Source organism: Arthrobacter sp. TJ-58, from assembly GCF_058269295.1.
Genome location: NZ_JBZCNM010000001.1, coordinates 1279649 through 1305113, shown reverse-complemented (window position 1 = coordinate 1305113; position 25465 = coordinate 1279649). Strand labels below are relative to the sequence as shown.

The 25465-nt window shown below is 61.0% G+C and carries 13 protein-coding genes; 10 read left to right on the top strand and 3 right to left on the bottom strand.

Annotated features, from left to right (window positions below):
• Nucleotides 1–44: 44 nt before the first annotated feature.
• The 9 genes from AC4D2W_RS06010 (at nucleotide 45) to AC4D2W_RS05970 (ending at nucleotide 16837) form a co-directional block, all read left to right on the top strand.
• Nucleotides 45–1253 carry a glycosyltransferase family 4 protein gene (locus AC4D2W_RS06010; RefSeq protein ID WP_490925964.1) on the top strand — a complete coding sequence of 403 codons (1209 nt, stop codon included), beginning with the start codon at nucleotides 45–47 and terminating at the stop codon, nucleotides 1251–1253.
• Nucleotides 1250–2992: a glycosyltransferase family 4 protein gene (locus AC4D2W_RS06005; protein WP_490925963.1), complete on the top strand. Its 1743-nt coding sequence runs from the start codon at nucleotides 1250–1252 to the stop codon at nucleotides 2990–2992. The genes AC4D2W_RS06010 and AC4D2W_RS06005 overlap by 4 nt, the downstream gene beginning before the upstream one ends.
• The gene (locus AC4D2W_RS06000) at nucleotides 2992–3879 is read left to right on the top strand and encodes an ABC transporter permease (RefSeq protein ID WP_490925962.1); all 888 of its coding nucleotides are present in this window, start codon (nucleotides 2992–2994) and stop codon (nucleotides 3877–3879) included. The genes AC4D2W_RS06005 and AC4D2W_RS06000 overlap by 1 nt, the downstream gene beginning before the upstream one ends.
• Nucleotides 3866–4765, top strand: coding sequence for an ABC transporter ATP-binding protein (locus tag AC4D2W_RS05995; protein WP_490925961.1), 900 nt, complete (start codon nucleotides 3866–3868; stop codon nucleotides 4763–4765). The genes AC4D2W_RS06000 and AC4D2W_RS05995 overlap by 14 nt, the downstream gene beginning before the upstream one ends.
• Nucleotides 4766–6673: a glycosyltransferase family protein gene (locus AC4D2W_RS05990; protein WP_490925960.1), complete on the top strand. Its 1908-nt coding sequence runs from the start codon at nucleotides 4766–4768 to the stop codon at nucleotides 6671–6673.
• Nucleotides 6654–7946 (top strand): UDP-N-acetyl-D-mannosamine dehydrogenase, encoded by a 1293-nt coding sequence (gene wecC / locus AC4D2W_RS05985; protein WP_490925959.1) that lies wholly within the window; start codon nucleotides 6654–6656, stop codon nucleotides 7944–7946. Before AC4D2W_RS05990 ends, wecC begins: the two co-directional genes overlap by 20 nt.
• Nucleotides 7943–11071, top strand: coding sequence for a bifunctional glycosyltransferase/CDP-glycerol:glycerophosphate glycerophosphotransferase (locus AC4D2W_RS05980; RefSeq protein ID WP_490925958.1), 3129 nt, complete (start codon nucleotides 7943–7945; stop codon nucleotides 11069–11071). The genes wecC and AC4D2W_RS05980 overlap by 4 nt, the downstream gene beginning before the upstream one ends.
• On the top strand, nucleotides 11064–13811 hold the full coding sequence (locus tag AC4D2W_RS05975) for a bifunctional glycosyltransferase/CDP-glycerol:glycerophosphate glycerophosphotransferase (RefSeq protein ID WP_490925957.1): 2748 nt from the start codon (nucleotides 11064–11066) through the stop codon (nucleotides 13809–13811). The genes AC4D2W_RS05980 and AC4D2W_RS05975 overlap by 8 nt, the downstream gene beginning before the upstream one ends.
• Nucleotides 13812–13894: 83 nt before the next feature.
• Nucleotides 13895–16837, top strand: a complete 2943-nt coding sequence (locus AC4D2W_RS05970) for a CDP-glycerol glycerophosphotransferase family protein (RefSeq protein ID WP_490925956.1) — start codon at nucleotides 13895–13897, stop codon at nucleotides 16835–16837.
• Between the two features lie 941 nt (nucleotides 16838–17778).
• On the opposite strand, the gene AC4D2W_RS05965 is transcribed toward AC4D2W_RS05970, so the two are convergent.
• On the bottom strand, nucleotides 17779–18489 hold the full coding sequence (locus AC4D2W_RS05965; protein ID WP_490925955.1) for a phosphocholine cytidylyltransferase family protein: 711 nt from the start codon (nucleotides 18487–18489) through the stop codon (nucleotides 17779–17781).
• Between the two features lie 698 nt (nucleotides 18490–19187).
• Between AC4D2W_RS05965 and AC4D2W_RS05960 the strand changes: the two genes are divergently transcribed.
• On the top strand, nucleotides 19188–20162 hold the full coding sequence (locus AC4D2W_RS05960; RefSeq protein ID WP_490925954.1) for a glycosyltransferase family 2 protein: 975 nt from the start codon (nucleotides 19188–19190) through the stop codon (nucleotides 20160–20162).
• Between the two features lie 159 nt (nucleotides 20163–20321).
• On the opposite strand, the gene AC4D2W_RS05955 is transcribed toward AC4D2W_RS05960, so the two are convergent.
• Both AC4D2W_RS05955 and wecB read right to left on the bottom strand, forming a co-directional pair.
• On the bottom strand, nucleotides 20322–24215 hold the full coding sequence (locus AC4D2W_RS05955; protein WP_490925953.1) for a CDP-glycerol glycerophosphotransferase family protein: 3894 nt from the start codon (nucleotides 24213–24215) through the stop codon (nucleotides 20322–20324).
• 37 nt (nucleotides 24216–24252) lie between these two features.
• A complete protein-coding gene (wecB, locus tag AC4D2W_RS05950; protein ID WP_490925952.1) occupies nucleotides 24253–25365 on the bottom strand; it encodes a non-hydrolyzing UDP-N-acetylglucosamine 2-epimerase in 1113 nt (370 codons plus the stop codon).
• Between the last annotated feature and the right edge of the window lie 100 nt (nucleotides 25366–25465).

The following is a 25465-nucleotide window of genomic DNA, read 5'->3' as shown; positions in this document are numbered from 1 at the left end:
AGATAAATTATAGTCTCGGCGTAAGTCCGTAGTGCATTGGGGGAATGATTGTGCGGGTTCTGCTACTAACGCACTCGTATTCACCCGAACACAGCCCGCCCCAGCGGCGCTGGACCCAGATCATCCGCACCTTCCGGAAACTGGGCTGGGACGTCGACGTCGTCGCTCCCGTTGCGCATGCCCCGCACGGACGGCGCACCCTGCCGCGTACAGAAGCCGGCCGCGCCTTCCGCCGCGACACAGGCGTATACGGTGAGCGGATCCGCCGGGTTCCCTACCTCTGGCACCGCACCACCCGGCTGGGACGGCTGGCGGACCATCTGATGTCGGCAGCCTGCACCGTGCCCGCGGCGCTCATGGGCCCCAGACCGGATGCCGTCATTGTCACCGTCCCCAGCCTGCCGATCCTGGGCTCCGGCTACGTGGCCGCACGCCTGCTGCGCAGGCCCCTGGTCGTGGACATGCGGGATGCCTGGCCGGACATCGCCCGGGACGCACGCCTGGTCCCCGGCGGCGCCAAGGGTCTGGCCGAACGCGCCATCACAGCCATCCAAAACCGCGCGGACCTCGTTGTCACCGTGACGTACGGTTTTGCGCAGACACTTCGGGACCGCGGACTGGGCAACGTAGCGACCGTCAGCAACGGCGTGGACGTGTCAGTGCGTGAACTGCTCCTGCCGCCGCCGGAGAAGTCGGATTTCCTGAACGTGCTGTACCTGGGCAACCACGGCGAGAGCCAGCGCCTGGACGTTGTGATCCGTGCTGCCGCCCTGGCCCGGGACTGCGTGCGGTTGAGCCTCGTGGGGCACGGAGTGCAGCGGCGGGAACTCATCGCGCTGGCGAAAGAACTGGATGCGCCGGTGGTGTTCCACGATCCGGCTGTGGGCGCCGAGGTGATGGAACACTACCGCCGCGCGGACACCTGCGTTGTCTCCCTGCGGGACGACTGGAAGTCCTTCGAAACCACCATTCCTTCCAAAACCTATGAAGTCCTCGCCGTCGGCCGGCATGTGACCGCGATTGTGCTCGGCGAAGCCCGCAAGATCATTGAGGAATCCGGAGCCGGGGACGTAGTCTCGGCGCACCCCGAAAAGGTGGCTGACCTGTGGCGGGAACTGGTGCAGGACAGATCCAGGCTGCTGACCGGTACCGCCGGACGTGACTGGGTGCACGACAACGCCAATGTGGATGCCCTGGCCGAGTCCTATGCGGAGCTGCTGACCACGCTGGTAGACGGGGTCTCCACTCCGTGAACCGTTTGGGAATCCTCCTGCGCAACCTCCGCCTGGCGGGAGGAACCGCCGTCGAGCATTTGGGCGATGACCCCGTGGTGCTGGCGCTGCAAGTTTCCCGCCGCCTGCCGCCGCGCATGCTGCAGCGGCTGCTGGACGCCGCAGCGCATGTTCCCGGCCGCGGAACCCTGGCCTCACTGGAGGCACTGCTGCGCGGTGACATCTCCCGGCTCGAAAAAAACCTGTGGGACGGCGTGCAGAACCCCGCCCGTGACGGACGCCGGCTGCACCTGGCAGACCTGGCCACCGCAGCCGGACTGCCGGACCTGGCAGCCGAACTTCTGAAGGAAGTGCGGCCCGACGCTCCGGGACGCAGAGGAACCGCGGCCCGGCTGAACTGGTACAACGGTGACATGCAGGGCGCGGTGAACGCCCTGGACGGCGGGTCCGCCCGCGAAAGAGCGCAGCAACGGCGGCTTGCGGCCGAGGCACGTGTTTTTGCCGGCTGGCAGCCGGCCCTGCCGCCGGTGCAGGGGTACCGCCCGCAGCCCCGCACCGTGCTCCACGTCCTTACGAATTCCCTGCCCCACACCCAAAGCGGCTACGCCCAGCGCACGCACTCCATCCTGAAAGCCCAGCTGGACCTGGGCTGGAACGTCCATGCCGTGACCCGGCTGGGCTACCCCGTGCAGGTGGGCAAACTCCGTGCCCGCGACTCCGACGTCGTTGACGGCGTGACCTACCACCGGCTCCTCCCGGCCCGCATGCCCTTTGGCATGGACCGCCGCCTGCAGCGCCAAGCCGAGGACCTGCTGGCACTGGCGCGCGTGCTGCGGCCAGCCGTGCTGCACACCACCACGCACTTCACCAACGGACTCGTGACCGCCGCCGTGGCCGAGGCACTGGGGATTCCCTGGGTGTACGAGGTCCGCGGACAGCTGGCGGACACCTGGGCCTCCACCCGGTCCGACGCCGCCCGCAGCACCCAGCGCTACCTCGAGTTCAAAGCCTGTGAGGGCCGGGTGATGAACCGTGCCTCGCTGGTGCCCACCCTGGGAACGGTGATGGCCGCGGAAATTGAGGCAGCCGGAGTGGATCCCGCCAAGCTCCTGCTCCTGCCCAACGCCGTGGGGGAGTACTACCTGCTGGAACCGCTGACGCCGCGGCAGGCCCGCATGGAGCTGGGATTGCCCGCGGATTCAGCAATTATCGGAACGGTCAGCAGTCTGGTTGACTATGAAGGTTTGGACGACCTGCTGAGGGCGTTTGCTCTGCTTGCACCCCGGCATCCGCAGCTGATGTGCCTCATTGCCGGAGACGGCACGGCTGCACCGGGACTTAAAGCCCTGGCCGCGGAGCTCAGGATTGACGGGCGCGTTCTGTTTCCCGGACGTGTTTCCCGCGAGCAGGCGCATTTGTACCATCAGGCACTCGATGTTTTTGTGGTGCCTCGGAAGGACTTGAACGTGACACGAGCGGTTACCCCGCTGAAACCGGTGGAGGCCATGGCCTGCCGCACCCCTGTGGTGGCCAGCAGCCTGCCTGCCCTGGCAGAACTGGTGAACGACGGCGACAACGGATTATTGGTGCAACCGGAAAACCCGGCAGCCCTGGCGCAGTCGCTGGAGAGCCTGCTCCTGGACGGGGACCTGCGGAACCGGCTGGGACACAATGGCCGCACCGAAGTCCTCGCCACCCGCACCTGGCAGGCCAACGCCGGCCTCTGCCTGGAACACTACGAGAATCTGGGTGCTGCCTGATGAGTTCGGCACAAACTGACGCGTCAACGGCAGCCCGGGTCCAGCCGCTTTCCGTGGACGTGCGCGGACTCCAGCGAGTCGGGGCGCGGCCCGGATTTGTGGACTATCTGGTCCAGGTCTGGAATTACCGCGAGTTCATCTTTTATGACGCCAAATCCCGGGTTCAAAGCGGCAACCGCCGGGACCGGCTCGGCAGCATCTGGCTGATCCTGAATCCGGTGCTCAACGGCCTGACCTATTTCCTGATCTTCGGGCTGATGCTGGGCACCGGTGCGGGGATAGAAAACTTTGTCGGCTACCTGGTCATCGGCATCTTCCTTTTTCAGTACAGCTCGCGCGCCATCACCAACGGTGCGCGGTCCATCCAGCAGAACCGGGCCGTGGTCCAGGCGTTCAGTTTCCCCAGGGCGACCCTGCCCATCTCGGTCAACCTGCGGGAACTGCTGGCCAACATCCCCGGGTTCATCGTCATGGTTCTCCTGGTGCTGCTGATGCCGCCCACGGAGAAAATCTCCTGGCTAGGCCTGCTGATCATCCCGGCCATTGCACTGCAAACCATCTTCAACCTGGGCGTCGGGCTGATTCTGGCCCGCGTCATCTCCAAGGTTAATGACGTGGTGCACCTCCTGAGTTTCGCCCTCCGGGCCTGGATGTATGCGTCAGCCATTTTTTATTCCTATGACCGGTTTATTGACCAGCCGGTGTTCCTGGAAATCATCAAGCTGAATCCTCTGTTCAACGTCCTGGACATCGTCCGCGACGTTCTGCTCTACAACACGGTGCCCAACTGGCAGTCCTGGGCCATCCTCAGCTGCTGGGCGTTTGGCGCGCTGGCCATTGGGGCCCTTTATTTCTGGCGGGCGGAGGAAACCTATGGACGCGGCTGAGGACCTGGACTATCTGCTGGAGGATCCCTGCATCGTCATCGATGAGGTGAGCATGCGTTACCGGGTGCCCTCAAGCGAGGCACCGGCCTACGCGGACAGCAGAAACACCGGTGCAAAGATGTTCCGCAGGCTGACGGCCAAGCCCAACCTCGTCACTGTCGACGCGCTGAACCCCATGTCGCTGGTGGCAGTGCACGGTGAATCCATTGGCATTGTTGGCCGCAACGGATCGGGCAAGAGCACCCTGATGAAGCTCATCAGCGGACAGATCAAACCCACCACGGGTGCCGTCTACGCGGTAAGCACCCCCGTCATGCTGGGGGTCAACGCTGCCCTGGTGCCGGAACTGCCGGGAGACCACAACGTGGTCCTGGGCTGCCTGGCCATGGGCCTGAACCGGGCGGAGATTGCCGAGCGCTACGACGAAATTGTTGAGCTGTCCGGCCTGGAGAAAGCCATTCACCTGCCGATGCGCTCCTATTCCTCCGGAATGGCCTCCCGCCTGCGCTTCGCCATTGCCGCCAGCATCGATCCGGAGATCCTCCTCATCGATGAAGCTCTCAACACCGGCGACGCCCAGTTTGCCGACCGCAGCAAAAAGCGGATGGACGAGCTCCGCGGGAACGCCGGCTGCGTGTTCCTGGTGAGCCACAGCCTGGAAACCATTCTGGAAATGTGCACCCGCGTCGTCTGGATGGACAAAGGGGATCTCATCATGGACGGCGAGCCCCGGGCAGTTGTCCAGGCCTACCGGGATTTCACGAAGCAGCTCTCACAGGGCAACAACATTACGGCCGGGAAAATGCGGAGGGCCGCCATCAATTCGCTGACGGTTACCCGCGTGGTGGGCCGCGGCACCGGACGCCGCAGCACGGAGATCCGGTAAATGGGACTGCTCGCCGAGGTCCGCACCGGGCTCTGGCACCTCAGGGCCGGCGGTCCCGCCCAGGTCCGCGACTGGAGAATCCGGAGCCGCGCAGAGCGCAGCTTCGCTGATCCGGCCAACGCCCGCGGGGTGGAAGCGGGATGGATCGGCCGCGGTTCCGCCCGGCGGCTGTCCATTCCGGCTGTTTCCCTGCCGGCTCCGGCTCCGCGCAGGAGCGACCTGACGGTGGGCGTCATCCTCGACGAATTCTCCGCCATGGCCTTCGCCCATGAGTGGAACACCGTTGCCCTCGACCCCGCTTCCTGGCGGCAGCAAATGACGGATGCCGGAGTGGAGCTGGTGTTCATCGAATCCGCCTGGGCCGGCAACAACCGGCTGTGGCGCGGAAAACTCGCCGGGCCGGCGGGCCCTGCCCCCGAGTTGGTGCAGCTGCTGCAGTGGAGCCGGCAGCAGGGTATCCCCACCGTTTTCTGGAACAAGGAAGATCCGCCGCACTACGAGGACTTCCTGCCAGCGGCAGCGCTCTTTGACCACGTGTTCACCTCCGATGTGCTCCGGGTGCCGTTCTACCGGCAGGACCTCGGCCACGACAACATCGGGGTGCTTCCCTTCGCCGCCCAGCCGGCCATTCACAACCCGGTCCGTCCCCGGCACGGCAGGCATTCCCGGGACATTGCGTTTGCCGGCATGTACTTTGCCCACAAATACCCGGAGCGCCGGGCACAGATGGACCTGCTCCTGGGCGGGGCGATGGACGCCTCGGCAAAGCTTCCCACGGGGTTGGAAATCTTCTCCCGGAAGCTTGGCGGGGACCCCAATTACCAGTTCCCGGCCCCGCTGAGCGCCCGCGTGGTGGGATCCCTGAGCTATCCGCAGATGCTCTCGGCCTATAAGGCCTACAAAGTGTTCCTGAACGTCAATTCGGTGGTGGATTCGCCCAGCATGTGTGCCCGGCGGATCTTTGAAATAAGTGCGGCCGGCACCCCTGTCATCAGCACGCCCAGCACAGCAGTGGAGCAGTTCTTCACTCCCGCGGAAGTTCCGGTGGCAGCCACCCGGGAGGAAGCGGCCGCGCTGAGCCGGGCTCTGGCCTCAAATCCGGAGTACAACGACCGGACCGTGCACCTGGCCCAGCGCCGCATCTGGGACCGGCACACCTACGCGCACCGGGCCGAAGCAGTTCTGCAGGCGGCCCTTCCCGCCCGCGCCCGCCCGCTGTCCCGCCCCTCGGTCTCGGCGCTGGTGCCCACCATGCGCCCGCACCAGCTGGAAAGCCTGTTCAGCACACTGGGCCGCCAGCAGGGCGTGGACCTGGAACTGGTCCTCCTGACCCACGGTTTCGAACCGGTTCCGGAGCAGATCAAGGCGCTGCAGGTAAAGCACGGGCTGGCCAAAGTGACGCTGCTGACCGCTGACCGCACAGTACCCTTGGGCGAGTGCCTGAACCGGTGCGCCGCCGCCGCCACGGGGGAGGTGGTGGCCAAGATGGACGACGACGACCATTACGGCCCGCACTATCTCAGCGACCAGCTGCACGCCCTGGAGTATTCCAAGGCGGATATTGTCGGCAAGCAGGCCCACTACATGCACCTGCGCAGTTCCAACGCAACGGTGCTGCGCTTCGGCGCCCGGGAGCACCGGTACACGGATTTTGTCATGGGACCCACCATCGTGGCCCGCCGCAGCCTGGTCCTGGAGCTGCCCTTCCCCGCACTGGGCCTGGGCGAGGACACCGGCTTCCTCCGGCAGGCAGCCGCCGCCGGCAGGCGCATCTACTCAGCAGACCGTTTCAACTACTTTCAGGTCCGGGAAGCAACCGGGCACACCTGGCAGGTCGACGACGCCACCCTGTTGGCATCCGGCGATCTGAGATTCTATGGGAGACCACATGAGCACACAGACATATAAGGCCGGCGAGGCTGCCACCGAAATCTCCACCGTCGCCGTCGTCGGCCTCGGCTACATTGGGCTGCCCACCGCAGCCATCCTTGCGGCCAAGGGTCTGGATGTGATCGGAGTGGATGTCAATCCGCTCACCGTGGAGGCCGTCAATCAGGGACGGGTGCCGTTCATCGAACCCGACCTGGGCATCCACGTAGCCGGTGCAGTGAGCCAGGGCCTCCTCACGGCGCAGGAAACCATGCCGGAAGCGGACGCCTACATTGTGGCCGTGCCGACGCCGTTCCGGGAGGACAAGACCGCGGACCTCGTTTATGTGGCGCAGGCAGCCCGGAGCATTGCCGCCCGGATCCGGCCCGGCAATCTGGTGATCCTGGAGTCCACGTCACCTCCCGGCACCACCCGCCGGATGGCTGATGTCATTCTGGAACTGCGTCCGGATCTGGCGGCGGAAGCCAACGGCGGCAAGGATGCCGTGCTGTTTGCCCATTGCCCGGAACGGGTGCTGCCCGGACGGATCATGATTGAACTGGTAACCAATGACCGCATCATCGGCGGACTGACGCCGGAAGCGGCAACCGCCGCGGCGGGCCTGTACAGCACGTTCTGCCAGGGCAGCATCCACCTGACCGACGCGGCCACCGCCGAGATGGCCAAGCTGGTGGAGAATGCCTACCGCGACGTGAACATCGCGTTCGCCAACGAGCTCTCCGTCATCAGCGACAATCTCGGCATCGACGTGTGGAACCTGATTGAGCTGGCCAACCACCATCCGCGCGTGAACATCCTCCAGCCCGGCCCCGGTGTGGGCGGCCACTGCATCGCGGTGGATCCCTGGTTCATTGTGTCCGCGGATCCGGAGAACTCGCGGCTGATCCGCACCGCCCGCGAGGTCAATGATGCCAAGCCCGGACACGTGGTCGCCGAGGTAATGGCAGCCGTGGAAGGCATGGAAGCACCCGTCATCGCCGCCCTCGGCCTGGCCTTCAAAGCAAACATCGATGACACCCGTGAATCTCCCGCGGTGGAAATCGTCCGCCGGCTGGCGCTGGAAAACCCCGGCTACCGGATCCTCGCCGGCCGGTCCCTGCTCGGAGCGAAACTTCCGGAGGAGCTGGAACCGCTGCCGAACGTCACCTCGGTGCTCACCGACGACGCCGTAGCCGCCGCTGACGCCGTCGTCCTCCTGGTGGATCATGACGCCTTCCGGGAGATCCGGCCCGAACAGCTGGCCGGGAAGGCCGTCATTGACACCAGGGGATTCTGGCGCACCACGGCATGAAAAATCTTGCCCAGCGGTTCAGCGGTGCCGCCGCAGACCTGCATCCGGCGCTGAAGGCACGGATCCGGCGTGCCTCGGGGAGGGGGCCGCGCTCCGGCCGCTCCGACCACGGGCTGCTGAGCGTGGTGGTGCCGATGTACAACGTGGCACCGTATCTGGACCGCTGCCTCACCAGCCTGGTGAACCAACGCTATGCCCGCCTGGAAATTATCGTCCTCGACGACGGATCAACGGACGAGTCGGCAGCGCTGGCTGCCCGCTATGCCAGGTATGACCGGCGGATCCGCCTGATCAAACTGCCGCACGGGGGCAACGGGCGGGCACGGAACACCGGCATCGCCGCTGCCCGCGGGCAGTTCCTCACCTTTGCCGACGCCGACGACGTCGTTCCCGCAGACGCCTACGAACTGATGATGGCCTCGCTGGCCGCAACCGGGTCGGATTTCTGCGTGGGTTCCTACGGCAGGATCCGCGGCGGCAGGAAGACCCCGGTCCGTCTGGCCGAGCAGCTCCATGCCCGGGCGCGGTCCCGGGTGAGTGTTACGGATGTTCCGGAGATCATCGACGACGTCTTTCTCTGGAACAAGGTTTTCCGCCGGCAGTTCTGGGACAAGCACGTGGGCGCCATGCCGGAGGACATCCGGTACGAGGACCAGGAAACCACCGCCCGGGCCTATCTGCGGGCCGCCTCCTTCGATGTCCTGGCGGACGTGGTCTACTGGTGGCGGATCCGCGAAGACGGCTCCTCCATCACGCAGGCCAAGTATCTGCTCGAAGACCTCCGCGACCGCCTGACCGTGGCGGGTGACGTCACCTCCCTGATAGAAGCCGAGGCTCCGGCGCCGGTTGCGGCCCACTGGTACCGGCGGCTGCTCGGCTCGGACCTGATCCCCTACCTCGAACAGGTCCCGGACGTCAGCGAGGAGTTCTGGCAGCTGCTCCGGGACGGCGTTCAAAAGTTCTGCACTGCCGGTGCGCCGTTCCTGCCGGATCTCGACCCGCAGGCGCGCGTGCTGCTGCATCTGAGCGCCGAAGGCCGGCGCGAGGACATCCGCCGCGCCGTGGCGGACCGGATCAACAACGGCACCGCGAGCCCCCTCGTCTTTGACCGGGGACGGATCTTTGCTGAGCCGCCGCTGCTTCGGGTTCTCGATTCCGCCGTGGACCGCGACCTCCTGGAAGTTCATCCGGAGGCCCTTGAACTCGTGGCGGCGCTGGAACCCCCGGTATTGGAGGACGACGGCGGTGCCTGCGTCCGGGGGCACGCCTACCTGCGCAACGTGGACCAGCGCCGCACCGTAGTTCGGATTTCGGCGGGAGTCACCGGACCGGGCGGTTTTCAGGCACTGCCGATTCAGCACCGGACGGATCCGGACCTGGACGTTCTTTCCGATGACCGGAACTGCAGCTATGCGGACTCGGCGTTCAGCCTGCGGCTGGACACACCCGTGCCGCCGGAGCTGATCCTCCGCGCTGAAGTCGACGGACACTGCGTGGAACGGACAGTGCCCCTGCCAGCCGCAGCCCAAACGGCCCGGGAGATCCCCATTTCCGGACCCGAGGTGACGGCCCTGCACACGGCACCGGACACTGACACGGTGGAACTGGTCCTGGCCGGCGCCCCCGCAACGGCGGGTTACGCCCTGGTCACCGCCCGCTTCCGGATACCGGCCGCAGAGGTCACCGCCCTGCCCGACGGCGGGCTGCTGCTGAGCTTTTCGATGGCCGCGCCGCGGTGGGGCAGAGAACTGCCGGCACCGCCGTCGGGCGCCTACACACTGCGCTGGCAGGCCGGCGGAGGACAGCCGGAATCCTCGGATCCGGCAGTGCCCGTTGCCGGCGGAACCGCTTCATCCTTCCGGTCGAGCCTGCTGAGCGCCGTGCGCGTACGCGGTGTCCGGACGGCGTCGGGCGCCATGGCCGTGAGCATCGCCGCACCCCTGGCGGATGATGAGACCGGAACCTTCCACCAGTACCGGCTGCGCCGTGAAGTTTTCGGCGGGGATCCGGCACCCGGCCTTACGCCCGGAGTCCTCTTCGAGAGTTTTGGCGGAAAGAGCTGCTCGGACAGTCCGCGGGCCATTTCTGATTACCTTGCCGCCAGTGGTTTTAACGAACCCCTTTATTGGTCGGTCGCGGATCGTTCCGTGGAGGTGCCGGAGTACGCGGTGCCGCTGCTGCAGGGCTCGGCACAGTGGTACCGGAAGCTGGCGTCCACCCGGCGGCTGGTCAACAACAACAACTTCCCCTGGTACTTCCGTAAGTCACCCGGTCAGTTCTATCTGCAGACCTGGCACGGAACGCCGCTGAAGAAGATTGGCTTGGACGTGCCACAGCGGGTGCTCTCTCTGTCCTACCGGGATCTGATGGCCCGGGAAGCGCAGTGGTGGGACCTGCTGCTGGCGCAGAATGACTTTGCCGCCAAGGTTCTTCCGGCGGCCCTGGGCTACACGGGGGACGTGCTCACCATTGGATACCCCCGCAACGATTCGCTGCTGGATGCGGATGCCGGGGGAACCCGGAACCGGGTACGCGGCCTGCTCGGCATCCCGGCAGGTCAGAAGGTGCTGCTCTACGCTCCCACCTGGCGCGACAGCGCCCGGGACGGTGCCGGCCTGTCGGACTGGACCGGGTTCCTGGACGTGGCCGAAGCCGGCCGAAGGCTGGGCCCGGGATGGACCTTCCTGATCCGCGGCCACCACAACGTGGCCGGCCAGCGGCGCCTGGAAGCCCACCCCGAGGCCGTTGACGTGACCGATTACCCCGAGGTGAATGATCTGTATCTCGCCGCGGACGTATTGGTCACAGATTATTCGTCAGCGATTTTCGACTTTTCCGTGCTCGGCAAACCAATTGTTTTGCTGGTTCCCGATCTGGCAGAATACCGGCAGTCCCGGGGGTTTTATCCGGACCCGGCGGATGTCTTCTCTCTGCTGCCGACGGTCTCCGATACAACCGAACTTACGGGCGTCCTGAGCGCTTTGGACCCGGGAAGATCCGGGTCCGGCAATGTCGCGGACCGGTATGCGTCCGCGGACCGGGGCGCAGCGGCCGAGGCAGCTGCCGCTGCACTGCTGGCAGTTCCCGTCCCGCTCGTCAATCCAACAGGAGGCCTACGTGGCTAAGGGCCAGTTTTCCCTCATAGTGGCGCTGTACAACGTGGCCGACTATGTTCCCACTTTCCTCAAATCCCTGGACGCCCAGACCTACCCGGTGGCGGACCTGGACATCGTCGTTATCGATGACGGATCGACCGACGAATCTGCGCGGGTGGTGTCCGAATGGGCTCGCGGCCGGTCAAACGTGAGGCTGGTCCGCAAGGACAACGGCGGGCCAGCCTCGGCCCGCAACGTGGGGCTGGACCTGGTGCGGAACGACTGGGTGACGTTCTGCGATCCCGATGATGCCTTCCATCCGCGCTATTTTGAGCGGATTGCGGCGTTCCTAAACCGCGATACCCAGCAATCGGCGCAAATGCTCACGGGCCGCCTTGTGCAGTTCAATGACGCTTCCCTGCGGACCTCCCAGGGGCATCCGCTGAACCGGAAGTTCCGTCAGGGTGACCTGCTGGTTGACCTTGATGCGAACCCGGAGTATTTCCACATGCACGGGCCCACCACCTTTCTGCGCAGGGATGTCCTGGAGAGGCACCGCCTTCGTTTTGACGAGCGGATCCGTCCCAAGTTCGAGGACGCCAACCTCATTGGGCGCTATCTTGCCGTGGCGGAAAAGCCAGTGGTCGGCATCATTGCCTCAGCCACCTATTACTACCGCCGCCAGCGCGCCGGTGCAGCGTCCCTGGTGCAGGGGACGTGGGGAGATCCCCGCGCGTACAGCGACCTGCCGCAGTACGGCTGGCTGGGAATGCTCGAGGCCATCCGCTCCAGCGCCGGAAGGGTTCCCCACTGGGCGCAGTACATGGTCCTCTACGACCTGGTGTGGTTCTACATTGATGACAAACGCATGCACAGCGACACCGGCTCCGCCACACCCGAGCAGCAGGCCAGCATGCACGAACTGCTGGAACGCATCATCTCCCTGATCGACGAGGACGTCGTCAATACGTTCAGCGTGGTCAGCCAGGGATGGCTGTTCCACAACATTCTCCGTACCCATTACAAGGGCATCCAGTACGCCGATCCGCTAGTAGTGCAGGGCAAAACCGATCCGGTGCAGCAGGTCACCACGTATCACTACCTTTTCCAGGGGGACCTCCCGCAGGAAGGGTACGTAGTGGACGGTGTTTCCCGGACGCCGGTGGCCGCCAAGGTCATGGAACACCGGGTACTGGGAAGAATCTTGATCCGCGAGCGCATCCTTGTTCTTCCTGCGGGGGACAGCACCGAGATCGTACTGGACGGGGTTGCGGCAGTTCCCACCACCGACAGGAGGGTGCCCCTGCAGCCAGGGCGCAGGCCCCTGCCGGCTCGCTATCTTGAACTGGCCGCCGGACCCGCTCAGGGGCGCCTGGCTCGGAGAGCCGCCGGAACCCGGGTTTCCCGGAGCCTGGCGCGGGCCCGAACGGGGCTGACGGCCCGGCAGATCCTGTCCGGACAGTCCCGCCCCCGCACCCTGGCAGCGGCAGTACTGCGGGTGCTGCGCCGGCAGCGCAAAGCCGCCGAAGCCAGGAAGCGGAAAGCTGCGGACCAGGCGCTGATCGCTTCGGCTGCCTCCGAACCGGTGCGCTCGCGGTACAAGGATGCCTGGCTGCTGATGGACCGGATTGACCGGGCCGACGACAATGCGGAGCACCTCTACCGGTACCTCATGAAGCACCGGCCGGACATCAACGCGTTCTTTGTCATCGAACAGGACTGCGAAGACTGGCACCGGCTGCGCGGTGACGGTTTCAAGCTGGTTCCCTACGGCTCGGACGAATCGGTGCTCCTGGTGCTGAACGCCGCCTATAAACTCTCCTCCCACGCCAACTGGAACGTTGAATACCCGGTAAACCGGAAACGCTATGGCAGCGGCGACGCCAAATTTGTCTACCTCCAGCACGGCGTCATCAAAGACGATATGTCGCGGTGGATCAACGGCAAGGACATCGCGGCAATGGTCACGACCACCCGCGGCGAGCACGAATCGATTGCGGGCAACAACAGTGTGTACCGTCTGTCGAACCACCAGGCCAAACTCGTGGGGCTGCCCCGCTACGACGCCCTGCGCGCAGCAGCCCTGGCCTCACCTGTTCAGGAACGCCGTCAGGTCCTGATTGCCCCCACCTGGCGGCAGTACGTGAAGAAGGTCATCGAGGTCTGTGCCACGCCGGCTGAGGCAGCCCGGGCCTTTGAAGCGACGGACTTTGGCGGAACCTGGATGACATTGCTCCGGTCCGCCGAACTGAAGGAATTGAGCGTCAACCAGGGTGTGGACGTGGTCTTCATGCCCCATCCCGAGTTCGAATTCGTGGTGCCGTATCTGGACCTGCCCGAATTTGTGCGGGCGGCGCGGTACCGGGACGTGAGCGTCCAGGCTGAACTCACCAAAGCCCACACCCTGATCACCGATCATTCATCCATTGCCTTTGACGCCGCGTATGGGGGGAGCAACCTTATTTACCTGCAGTTTGACGGCGACGAGATCTTCCGCGGCAAGCACGTGTACCGCAAGGGGTATTTCGATTATGCCCGGCACGGCTTTGGCCCGGTGACCTCCGATGTGGACGGAGCGATCAGGGAGCTGCAGCGGATCATCAGCGGGGGACTGGTGCGCGAGGAGATGTACGAGGCACGGGTGCGGGACACCTTCCCCTTCTGGGATTCGCGGTCATGTGCGCGGATCACCGCGGCGGTGGAGAACCTGGGACGTCCATGGGACCGGCAGCGACCCCTGGACGAACTTTCCGGCAGAGCCGCCGAATGAAGGCTGCGGGATGGCTCAAACGGGGTGTAAAACAGCTGCAGCGACGGTCTGACCAAGCCGCAGCGGCCCCGGTGCAAACGGCAGTGCCAGAATGGGCCGCCCCGCCCACGGCACCGTCGCCTGCTCCCGAAGCCGGTCTGGCCGAGCTGCACGGGTGGCTGCGTGAGGTGACCGCCGCTGCCGCCGTCGTGCATTCACAAGCTCCGGAGACTGAGGCGCTGCGCTGGTACGCACAGCGCCTCACCGATGTGGCAGCACACGTGGAATACGTGCAGCACAGCGGACCGGACCGGTTTGAGGTGCTGCAGGAGTTTGCGCAGGCCGTGCTGGAGAATCCGAGAGGCAAGCAGGCCCTGCAGACATTTCAGGGTGTCCATCAGCGGGTGCTGCTTTGGCTGACGGCACACGGCCGCCGCGGCGATGTTCTGAACGTCCTTACAGATCTCCAGGACAATGGCCGCAACTATCCCCTGTCTCCGGGGCACCCGGTGCAGGGCATCAGCGATCTTACGGCCGCGCCGTCGTACCTGCAGGTGCTCAGCGAACCTGTTGACCCTGACCTGCTCGGTCTGGCTGAGGCGGACCTGCCCCTGGCGGCCCGACTGACCCGTTTCGCATGGACCCCGGAAGGGACCCTTCACCTCGGCGGATGGGCATATCTCCCCGGTATCGACCCTGCTGACTGCAGTTTGGAAGTCGGGCTGCGGCGCGGCGACTCAAGCACCGTGGCGGCGCTCGCCGTGTTCAGGGGACAGGATCCACGGATTGACCTCGCCGCAGCTGACCGCTGGATGTCCTACGCGGGGGCAGCCTTCACCGCAACCGTGGATCCGCGCCTATTGGTGGACCTGAAACCGGAAACCGGAGCCGCCGCACAGTGGGCGCTCCAAGTGACACTGCGTTTTGGTGGAATTGCCGTGACGGACACGATCCGCAGCAGGGATGCCGACACGGTTCCGCGGCGGCTTCCGGTGGGTCCGCTGGCCGACGAGCGCACCCGCGTCGTCGGGCTGATGGACCGCACCGATGGCCTGAGGCTGAGAACGGTTCGATACTCCTGCCGGACCGCCTCCGTAGAGGTGGCCGGAAGCGTGGTCACGGTGGGCTTCGGCGGTGCCGGCGGCACGACGCCGGAAGGACTGTTGCTTGATGTGCCGGGGGAGCAGCCCACAGAGTTTGAGCCGGTGCAGCCGGACGGGACCTTTACCGTTGATATGGCCGCTGTCCCGGGATTTTCCGGGGCCGGAAAAGACAAACGCTGGACCGTCACCGCAGTGCTGCCCAACGGGCGGACCGAACCGGTGGGCTGGGCCGGTTCCGGCCAAGAGCTGGCTGTATCCTCGAACCCCTCGGCTGCGCTGCGGGCAGAGTGCAGCGGGTTCGGTTACCTGCAGATGGTGGTTCGCCCGGCGCGTGTGACGTTGGACAGTGCAGAGATAAGCTTGGACGGGAGTGCGCTGGTCCTGCAGGGGCGGACGATGCGCCCGGTGGGACAACCGGACCCTGGTCTTCCCCAAATGCTGCTCAGAACGGCCCGCAATGAAGTGCATGCGCTGTCCACTATGTGGCTGGACGACACTCATCGTTTCCGGACTGAGCTTCCCCTCGTCCAGAACAAGTGGGGACAGCAAGGCCGCGCGCTGGAAGCCGGCCACTACCGGGTGCTCTCCGTACTGTCCGATGGCCCCGGACCCGCCCGAACCGTCAGAGTGCAGGCGCTGGGACAGTTGCTTACCCAGCTGCCGCTCGCGGCCCAGCGGGGATCGGCATCGCTGGAACTGGTGGGGGAAGGCAACGATGAGGATTTGGTGCTTCGGGTTTCGGCCCCGCGAACACTCGTTGAACGCACGGCACTAAGCCGCAGCAATCTGGTCTCCGAGTATTCCGGTTACCGGGAAGCGGTGGACCAGCAGGCCGTGCTTTTCGAGACCTTCGACGGCAAGTCCTGCTCGGACAGCGGCCGTGCCATTAGTGATGTCCTGGGTACACGGAGGCCTGACCTGCGCCGGTACTGGACCGTCGCGGACTACTCCGTACCGGTCCCGCCGGACTGCACACCCGTGCTGCGGGAAAGCCGGGAATGGTTCCGCCTGCTGGCCACGGCCGGCTATCTGGTCAACAACAACAACTTTCCCCACTACTTCCGCAAGCGCCCGGGGCAGTTCTATCTCCAGACCTGGCACGGAACACCGCTCAAGCGCATCGGCATGGACACGCCTGTGTCCGGAAGCACCGCCTCCTACCGCGCCCTGATCCGCCGTGAATCATCCGCATGGGACATGCTCCTCGCACAGAATGACTTCGCCGCAGACACTCTGGCGGCTGCTTTCGGCTACCGCGGCCGTCCCGCCGTTCTCGGGTATCCGCGCAACGATGCTCTGGCCGATGAATCAGCACCCCTGCGCCGGGAGGAGGCCCGACACCGGCTGGGAATCGCCGCGGGCCAAAAGGCGCTTCTCTACATGCCCACGTGGAGGGACGGCGCATCCGCCGCAAATCCGTACCTGGATTTTCAACTTGCGGCGACACGGTTGAGCCCTGACTATGTGCTGCTCTACCGGGGGCATCACAAGATCGCGGGCCGCCGGCAGACTACGGGCCAGCGCCTTTACCAGGACGTCACTGCCTATCCGGAGGTCAACGACCTCTATTTGGCTGCGGACCTTTTGGTCACCGACTATTCGTCGGCAATGTTTGATTTCTGTGTAACCGGCAAACCCATGTACTTCCTGACTCCGGATCTGGAGCGTTACCGGGATACCGAACGGGGTTTCTACTTTGATTTTGAGGCTCAGGCTCCCGGGCCAGTAGCCCGCAGCAGCGAGGAACTGGTGGAAGCGATCCTGCTTGAGGAAGCGGCAGATGAACAACGTTCTCTCCGCTACAAGGAATTCGCCCATCGCTACGCATCGACCGATAACGGATTCGCAGCTATCCGAGTGGTCGAAGCTACTCTACGACAGAAGAGTTCCACTTCCGAAGCGCCGCTGGACTCTGAACCACCGTCATCGCAGGGGTCATCCTGAAAGCTTTCAAGGTGGTCCCGAAGGATATTATCAATCCGTGACTGAACTACTCAGCACTTCGGGATCTGCAAATATTGGTGGAACTGACTCTGGAATCTCGTGATACTGCAGGTGTTTCCGGACCCAATTAATGTTCTCTCGCACTACTACAGCGGGAGAACCCACCGCGATGCAGTGCGGCGGGACTGGTCTGGCCTTAGTCACGACGCTGCGGGCTCCGACGACACTGCCCGTCCTAATGAGGGCCCCGGGCATAACGAAAACTTCCTGCCCAATCCAAACATGGTCTTCGACCAAGATTGAGCGGGAATGGTTGATGCGTTCACCTGTCACGCCGTCGTATATGGGGTGCGAGTCATCGGCGCGGATCCGGCTCGCATTGGCTATGAGGACGTCGTCCCCAAAGGTGATGTTTGCTCCTTCCGCTGCAGTCATCTGGCAGCCCCAACCGCTGTAGAATTTCTCACCCATGGTCACTGCGCATCCGCGCCCAAGTGTTATGCGGCCGTCAAACCAAGCCCATTTGTCCATTCGTACCGAAGAATTATCCGCATGGAATACTATGTTCCCCTGTAGAACAACTCGGTCTCCGAAATCTACGCGACAGTTCTTGCCCTTAAACTCGATGCTTGCATTCGGCCTAGCAGCAGGAACTCCGACAATGGCATTACCGTTAGCGTCAGAATAATCCCTTATTTCCGCGCCCTTGACTGTTACCGACATCTCCACCCCAGCATTTCAGAAGCCTGACATTTTGCTGATACTAACATGCCAATTCATCCTCAGTCGAGGCGAAGAAAGGTAAGTCTAATGTGTGACACAGGGGACAAAGCGGGCGAGAAGCAGGTTTTGCAGGGTCTTCGATATGGCTGATGTTGGGAGACCAACTGCTAAGCGGTTGTTAAGTAATCGGTCAGCGGCACGCAAAGGGCTGATGCCCTCTAGAAACTTGAAACCGATGACAGTTCAGCATTCGCGCGAACTAGGTCTTCAGCAAAATCCACTTCCACCGCATAATAGTTACCGATATCTACGGGAAGATACTGCACTGCGTCCTGCTGGATGGTGAGGACCATGCCCCGCTCGAAATAGTCCTGGTCATCTACTTCGGACAGCCGACAGATTAGCTTCTCCTTGTCTGCAGATGAAACAAAATTTATTCCGACGGCTTCACCGAGGCCGCTTCGTACGGTTTTGGAGAGTTCGTCAATAAATCCTTGGTCATCGACTGTGTATTTTATTTCTTCATCGGAGACAGCGGAGGTGTCAACTGCAACAAAAGAGACGTCCGAACGGATTAGCTCTTCTAGCTTGTCGAATATCCTCGGATCGAAGACGACGTCTCCATTCATCCAAAGAACACCACCTTGGGCAGAGTTCCGTAGCGCCTTCAGGAGGCTTCTCGAGGTATTCGTCTGGTCGAATGCCTCGTTGTAGACAAATGAAGCATCAGGAACATGCTCCATGATCTGTTCGAGCTTGTAGCCAACAACGATCGTCAGGCGAAGTTCTTCACCGAAGGTAGCAACAAGGTTGTCAACCTGCTGAGTCATGATGGTCCGACCATCGTCTAGTTGAGTCAGCGACTTGGGATGCGGCCGGGCAAGCCTGGTACCCATCCCTGCAGCGAGAATTACGGCTTGCACGGTCATTATGGTGTCCTATCCGTCAGTAGAGCTTCCTAGGAAAACGCTCTGCTAAAAACGCAGTCTGGCTACCCCATCTAGCAGACAAGTTACCAACGTATTCCCCAATACGTACATTACCCGGGAATGAACAAAAGGAGAACCGAACACGACAAAATTTTTGGTAGGAGCAGGCTGGCACGACGGCAGAATGTTCCTTTTTGGGAGAGTGCATGGAAGTTCCATGAGTCGAAGAGCTAGTCCGCCGAGTTGCCATAGAAACATCTGAGCTCCGAGAATGTTGCCCGCCTGGGTACCCCGTCATGGGGAATTTGAGCAGCTGTGCCATCACGATTTGGGCAGCGGAAGTTCAGAACGAGCACCTTCCCTGTGCGCTGCGGCCAAACAATGGTGCGAGCCGGTTTTGTTTTTGAAGGACGCGCCTGTGGAGAGTAAGCCAGAAAAACACGCCAATTGGGAAGCGCGGGGGTCTTGGAACCAACGACCAATTCAAGTATTGTCCGAGGAGTAAGAGGTGGTTGTCTCAAGTTATGGCCCGCGGAAGAGGGTCGTATTGCTTGGCTGCCAATTACGAGGCGGTAAAGAGATGCTGTGAGTATTCGGTCGGGTCATCGTAGACCTGCTTAAATATCGCGGCGCGAAGAGATATCTGCAAAGAATTCCTATCTGGGTGGAGGCTGTCAATGCGTTCGGTATGTTTCACAATGGTCAAAAATGAGGAGGACATTATTGAGTCCTTTGTGCGGCACACGCTAAGCATGGTGGACCATTTGTACATTGCCGACAACCTTTCTACGGATGGAACGAGCAGCATTCTTCAAGCTCTTGTAGCTGAGGGTCTTCCCCTCACCGTGACGGTTGATGCTGAGCAAGCACTTCTGCAAAACGTGAAAATGACAACCATGTACCGAAAATATGCGGAGAAGGACAAATTCGACTTTGCTTTCTTTCTCGATGCAGATGAGTTTCTGGAACTCGACAAACAAGTGATGGAATCTGTGCATAGCTCATTTGGTCCTGCACGCGCGTTTTACATCCCTCGAATAAATTATCTTTACACGGGGGACCCCACTCCCGGTGTACCGCGCTCAATCTTTGAATCAATGACGACGCTCGATACCGTGCAACTAACCCCGAAGTCTATGATCTTTCATGATGACACTGGTTGTGGGCAATTCAATATAGGAAACGGGAATCATTATGTGCGTGATGCGGCAAGGGGTAATGCGGTCGTCTCTGAGGAGCAACCGGAAGATTTTGCCCGAATGCTGCATTTTCCGATCAGGTCCATAAACCAGTACCTCAGCAAAAGCCTGCTCGGATGGCTTGCATTACAGTTGCGGCAACCTGGGGCGAATGAGGCAAAGCAGGCTATCGGTGGCCATTGGCGTACGCAATATCGTTTGATCCTCAAGGAAAATGCTGACATTACCGAGGAACTTCTCATAAAAAACCTGTATGGTAACAAGCTTGTCGATCGTCGCGGTGGCGAAAAGCTGTTTAGTCCTACTTTTCCGATCCGTTATGCTCATTTGATACAGAATGGATCTGTTATGGTCCAGCTGGTAAAGATGTACGAACAGACGATTGATGGTCTTTGGGCCGAGCGTACCAACTGGGAACAGCACTTGGAATCGCTGCGGGTGCAATCGCCGGCCCGTGAAAGCAGTTTATCTTAGGTCTCGATCTGGTGCAGGGAATTCTTGAGCCTGGCTATATGTCTTCGGGACTATGAAACTCCTGGGGTTCCCGTACTGAGTCTGGTCTGACCACCGCCGAGCGTCGCTCCGGGAGTGTGTGAAGCCGCCGAATAGGTGCGGCTTCACACACTAAATTATTCAGACATTCACAGCCGCCGGCAGTGTTCGGCCGAATGCGGTGTCCATGAATTGAGATCTTGCTTCATCAACGTATGTTCTGGCGTCGAATAAGCCTCTTGGGACTGAACCCTCTTTTAGGGCGTTGAGTCCGAAAAGTAAACCCTCCTCAGAGTTATCGACGATGAGGCCATAGCGATTCTGCAGAACATCTCTTGGGCCGGGCATATCAGTGCAGATAATGGGGCGGCCCAAAATCATCGCTTCGAACAGCACCATTGGCTGCCCCTCATGCAGGGAGCTAAGTACGAACGCGGACGCTTGGGAAAGTGCAGGATAAGGATTCAAGCGCTGGCCAGCCAACATGATGAATTCCTCAGCCCCTGCGCTCTTAATCTGTTGCTCAAGATCATTCCTTAGCGGGCCATCACCGATTATCACAAGATTGCTGTCAGAATCAGATGCGTGATATGTGATAAACGCGCTAATCAGTTTTGCATGGTCCTTTTCGGGGGATAAGCGTCCAATAGCTAGAATATTTTGCTCAGCGTGTGAAAACCACTCCTGAATGTCTGCATCCAATGGTGCACCTGATTTTTCGAGGACGGTCTTCACATCAATCTGGTTGTTACTGTAGGTGAACGAATCCGTCTTGATATTGAATTCAGATCCAATGCCCAGCGCGTTCTTCTTTCCTAGCGATTCTGATACCGATACCAAGCTATCGAAGTGCGGGTAGAGGCGGAAGACGGCCTCAAGGTTGGCGAATTTCATTTTCCATTCATTGAGCATGTCATTGTGCAGATAAACAGACCTAGTAGTGTGCTCGTCCCCGCCCGCAGCCATCAATGACGTCCAGAACGGAGAATACCCGTCGAACTCGACGAGTGCCTCGAAATGAGCGGGACCAAATATGCGGTAAAACTCGCGGGTCATCGCGCCCATATATATTTTCCACTGCTCCGGTGAGTTCAGACAATGCTGCTGCGTAAATTTATCCCGCAACCAGCGCTCCTCAGCGCGTAGTGACTGCTGTCCCACGCGGCCGATAAGCTGAACATCTGTAGGCAGAAGGTCCAGCTGGGACAACCTGCCTTGATCGTTATTGAGTACATGAGGCTCGACTACCAAGACTTTTCGCATATCACTGTCGGGTATGCTTCGGGCCAGGTTGCGGAATGATGTGGCAATGCCGTTAGGAATCAAACTGTGGTGAAAAAGGGTGACCGGCTTCTCGTTGGATGTATCTTCGTCGTCTGCTTCATGGAAGAAGAAGTCAGTAACCCTTGCGGCAGCGAGGCCATCTTCTAGCGGAGCAAACCTCTCAGCTGCGACTTCATATTCGACATCACGGGCCGCCGAGGTCCCCGACACTGCAGTGCTCAGGATTGAGCCGAGTTCACTTCGGTTGCTGCAGAAGTCACCGGGCATCTCCGTTGTATCCAAGTACAGCCCGCGTTGCTCGCTGTACTCTTCGAAGTCATACGTGTAATAGACGATGGGCCGTTTGGTTGGCATGAAGTCGAAAGCAATACTCGAGTAGTCAGTGACCAGAACATCAACGGCAGCTAGAAGGTCGCTCGTATCGATGTCCGCCGGAACTATCGTTACGCGCAGGTCGAGGCCAGCGAGGAGTTTTTCAGTTAGGCGGTGTGCTCGGAATATCAAATGGTGGCCGGTGCCGGTCATTTCCTGCAGATCGGCTTGAATGGCGTCACTGTCCAGTACACGGTCCGTCGTGGAGCCTCTCCAGGTGGGAGCATAGAGGACAATGGGTCGTTCGTCGCCGATATCCAGCCGGCGCCGTATTTCGCTTCTGAGACTATCTCCTGAACTAATCATTCTGTCCAGCCGTGGCGAGCCTGTTACACGAATTTTTCCTTTGAACAGGCCTGAGATGTCGTGCCGTTCAATAATTGCCCATGACGTGTGATCGTTGGGTGACATGATATGCGTGCTGTGTAGAAAGTTGCGGGCGAGGTTGCTGTGCTCCATCGCGTCGCCCCGCATGTCTTTGCCCAGCGTTTTGTATGGTGTGCCATGCCATGTGTTCAAATACCGCTGGCCCTCTCTCCGCATGAAGTATGGAGGGAAGGATACGTTGTTGACCAAGTGTGAAGCGGTCGCGAGTACCCTCAAATAAAGATCGGAATGAGGAGTGGCAAAGAATACGTTGTTCCGACGCCGAACGTCTTCCGGTACAACTGACGGGTCGTTAACGGCCCACACATGGCGGTAATCCCGAAATTCAGGAAGATCGACCAGATGGCGGAATATGGCAAGAGGGTGGCAACTGACTGATGCTCCGTGATTACTTTCCCATAAGATAGTACGGGGCCGTATGTCAACCGCCTCATAAAACTCAAGATATTGCATTGAGTGCTTCTGAGACTTGTTTTTGAGATATTTTGGAACGTCGATTCCGTCAGGTGTAATGAAGATGCGGGATTGGAGGAGGGTATTGGCAGCAGTTTCAAATTGCCGGAGCTGCACAAGAGCATGTCCCCACAGGTAGTAGAGCCGCGGATCATGGTCGTTAGAGGCAAAGACAGCGTTTTCATAACTGTCTGCTGCGGCCTCCCAATCCCGTGCTGCCGCGAATGAGTCACCGGTTGCCCGGTGGAATTCCGAGCTTTTAGCAAAATCACGGATCTGCAATCTGCGCAGCTCAATTTGTGACTCGTACGGACTTAGGCTGGCTTTTTTATTCGGATTTCTCGCGACAGTCTGGAATCCGCTCGGCGACGACTTCAGGAGGTATTCACATGCTTTCTCAAAATCGCCCATTTGAACACATGCGTAACCGGCTCGGTACCACCAGTAGCGGTTCCCAGGCTTACTGGACGCAGCATATTCATAGGCGCTAAGTGCTTGGCTCCACGTCTGCATGCGCTCATATGAAAAACCTAGTTTGTAATGCCAGTATGGCTGATCCTCGTCGAGTGCAACTGCGGAAATATAGTTCTCAGCCGCGTCACTCCAACGGAAGCACCGATCGTGTGCCAATCCGGCACGAAAATAGAGCTCCGCATCCAGGGGATGCGTCTGTTTGCGCTGTTCGTAGGCTTTGGACGCCCGATCCCAATCGCCTTTGCCTTGATAGTAAGCGCCCACACCAAACTGGGCCTCGTCTGTGCCCGGATTCAGGGCGATCGCTGCATTAAAAGCAGTGCGAGCGTGCTGGGTCTCTCCAGCGCGTTCCCACTGTTCACCTTCAAGAAACAGGTACTTAGCGTCGCCGGGCTTGAGACGGTTGGCAGCTCGGTAACTGGTGGCTGATGCATGATGTCTACTCAAAGCGGCATAGCTAGCTGCCATTCGCACGTGCCATGCATGGTCTTCTTTGTGGTGCGGCAACCCGCGTTCGAGTGCCTGTGCTTCCTGCCAGCGCGGGCCCTTGGTTCGCAAATCAGCTGCAACGAGATCGTGATAGCGCGGGTTCGTTGGGTCACCGTTCAATGCATGACGAATATGGGCCATGGCGTGTTCTTGGTCGCCGAGGGCCGAATAACATCTGAAAAGTCTGTAGTGCCAGGCTGGACTTTGGGGATCCAACCTGATGGCTGCCTGATAGTGCTCGATTGAAAGCTCATGGCGGCCCTGCCGCTCCAGCACGAAGGCCAAACGGTAATGCCAGACCGCTATTTCTGGATCGAGGTCCACTGCTCGAGCGAGGAACTGCTGAGCTTCCCCCAAGTTGTTTAGCCTGAACAATGCATTGCCCAGCTGAAAGTTCACTCGAGCATTGTTTTCCTCCCCAGCTGTCAGCAGGGACTTATAAATGCGCACCGCCGCCACCCAGTGCTGGCGTTTCTCGAGTTCCCTTGCAGCCCTAAACGGAGCTTGCCAACCAATCATTATTCCCCTTTGCCCAACCGGTTTGACGGTTAGGGTTTTAGTTTGTTTAGTATTCACGCTTATGAGTCGGGGCCAGTCGCCTCGCTGCTTGCATTCAGACGAAGATTCTCTGAATCGAAGCAACACTTCGTTCCGCGGCGGTCCCGTCGCCGTAAGGATTCATGGCCCCGGACATGGAGCTGTAATGCTCCCGGTCATGCAGCAGGAGGCCCACTTCGCGGACAATGCGGTCCTCGTCGACGCCGATGAGCTTCACAACGCCGGCGGCGACTGCCTCGGGACGTTCGGTGTTTTCGCGCATCACCAGCACGGGCACTCCCAGGCTGGGAGCCTCCTCCTGAATCCCGCCGGAATCGGTGAGGACGATATGTGCCAGGGAAAGCAGCCGGGTGAATTCGCCGTACTCCAGCGGTTCGGTGATCAGGACGTTTTCCAGACCCTCCAAGTGCGGAAGCACTGCGCGGCGGACCACGGGATTGCTGTGGATCGGCAGGACTAGCGTCAGGTCCGGCTCTGCCCGGGCGATGCGGGCCAAAGCCCGTCCGATACCCTGCATTCCTTCGCCCTGGTTTTCCCGGCGGTGGGTGGTGACCAGTAAGACCTTTCGGCGTGAAGCCGCAAGATTTTCCAGCTCGGGATCGGCAAAGGGGACATTCTTTTCCACGGTGGCCAGAAGTGCATCAATGACGGTGTTTCCCGTCACCACGATGTTGGCCGGATTGATGTTCTCCGCGAGAAGGTTCTGCCGGCTGCTCTCCGTGGGTGCCAGATGCAAAGAGGCAATCTGCGAGGTGATTTTGCGGTTGCCTTCCTCCGGGAAAGGCGAGAAAGGATTGCCGCTGCGAAGGCCGGCCTCCACGTGCACAACGGGTATGCCGTGGTAAAACGCGGCCATGGCCGCCGCAGTGGACGTTGTGGTGTCACCCTGGACAATCACGGCATCGGGGCGGTTGACGTTGAAGAGTTTGTCCAGCCCGTCAATGGTTCGGGCCAGGATGCCGTTGAGGGACTGGCCCGGCTCAAAGATGTTCAGGTCATAGTCCGGCTCAATGCCAAACAGGTTGTTGACCTGGTCCAGCATGGAGCGGTGCTGGCCGGTCACCGTCACGAAGCAGTCAAGGGCGTCGGATTCCTTCAGGGCAGCCACAATCGGTGCCATTTTGATGGCTTCTGGCCTAGTGCCATAAATAGGCATGACGACTGGCATGAATTCCCCGCTTAGCTTGACAACAGCCCGATATCTCGGATCAGTCTAGCCGAAGCGAACTTTTTGGAAATAGGAAGTTAATTTTTAGGGTAATTCCAGT

What these genes read in the sequence shown, in the direction of transcription:
- AC4D2W_RS05965 (WP_490925955.1), bottom strand. Translation starts at nt 18,489, where the DNA reads ATGACCGTGCAAGCCGTAATTCTCGCTGCAGGGATGGGTACCAGGCTT.
- wecB (WP_490925952.1), bottom strand. Translation starts at nt 25,365, where the DNA reads ATGCCAGTCGTCATGCCTATTTATGGCACTAGGCCAGAAGCCATCAAA.
- AC4D2W_RS06000 (WP_490925962.1), top strand. Translation starts at nt 2,992, where the DNA reads ATGAGTTCGGCACAAACTGACGCGTCAACGGCAGCCCGGGTCCAGCCG.
- AC4D2W_RS06010 (WP_490925964.1), top strand. Translation starts at nt 45, where the DNA reads ATGATTGTGCGGGTTCTGCTACTAACGCACTCGTATTCACCCGAACAC.
- AC4D2W_RS05960 (WP_490925954.1), top strand. Translation starts at nt 19,188, where the DNA reads ATGGTCAAAAATGAGGAGGACATTATTGAGTCCTTTGTGCGGCACACG.
- wecC (WP_490925959.1), top strand. Translation starts at nt 6,654, where the DNA reads ATGAGCACACAGACATATAAGGCCGGCGAGGCTGCCACCGAAATCTCC.
- AC4D2W_RS05990 (WP_490925960.1), top strand. Translation starts at nt 4,766, where the DNA reads ATGGGACTGCTCGCCGAGGTCCGCACCGGGCTCTGGCACCTCAGGGCC.
- AC4D2W_RS05995 (WP_490925961.1), top strand. Translation starts at nt 3,866, where the DNA reads ATGGACGCGGCTGAGGACCTGGACTATCTGCTGGAGGATCCCTGCATC.
- AC4D2W_RS05980 (WP_490925958.1), top strand. Translation starts at nt 7,943, where the DNA reads ATGAAAAATCTTGCCCAGCGGTTCAGCGGTGCCGCCGCAGACCTGCAT.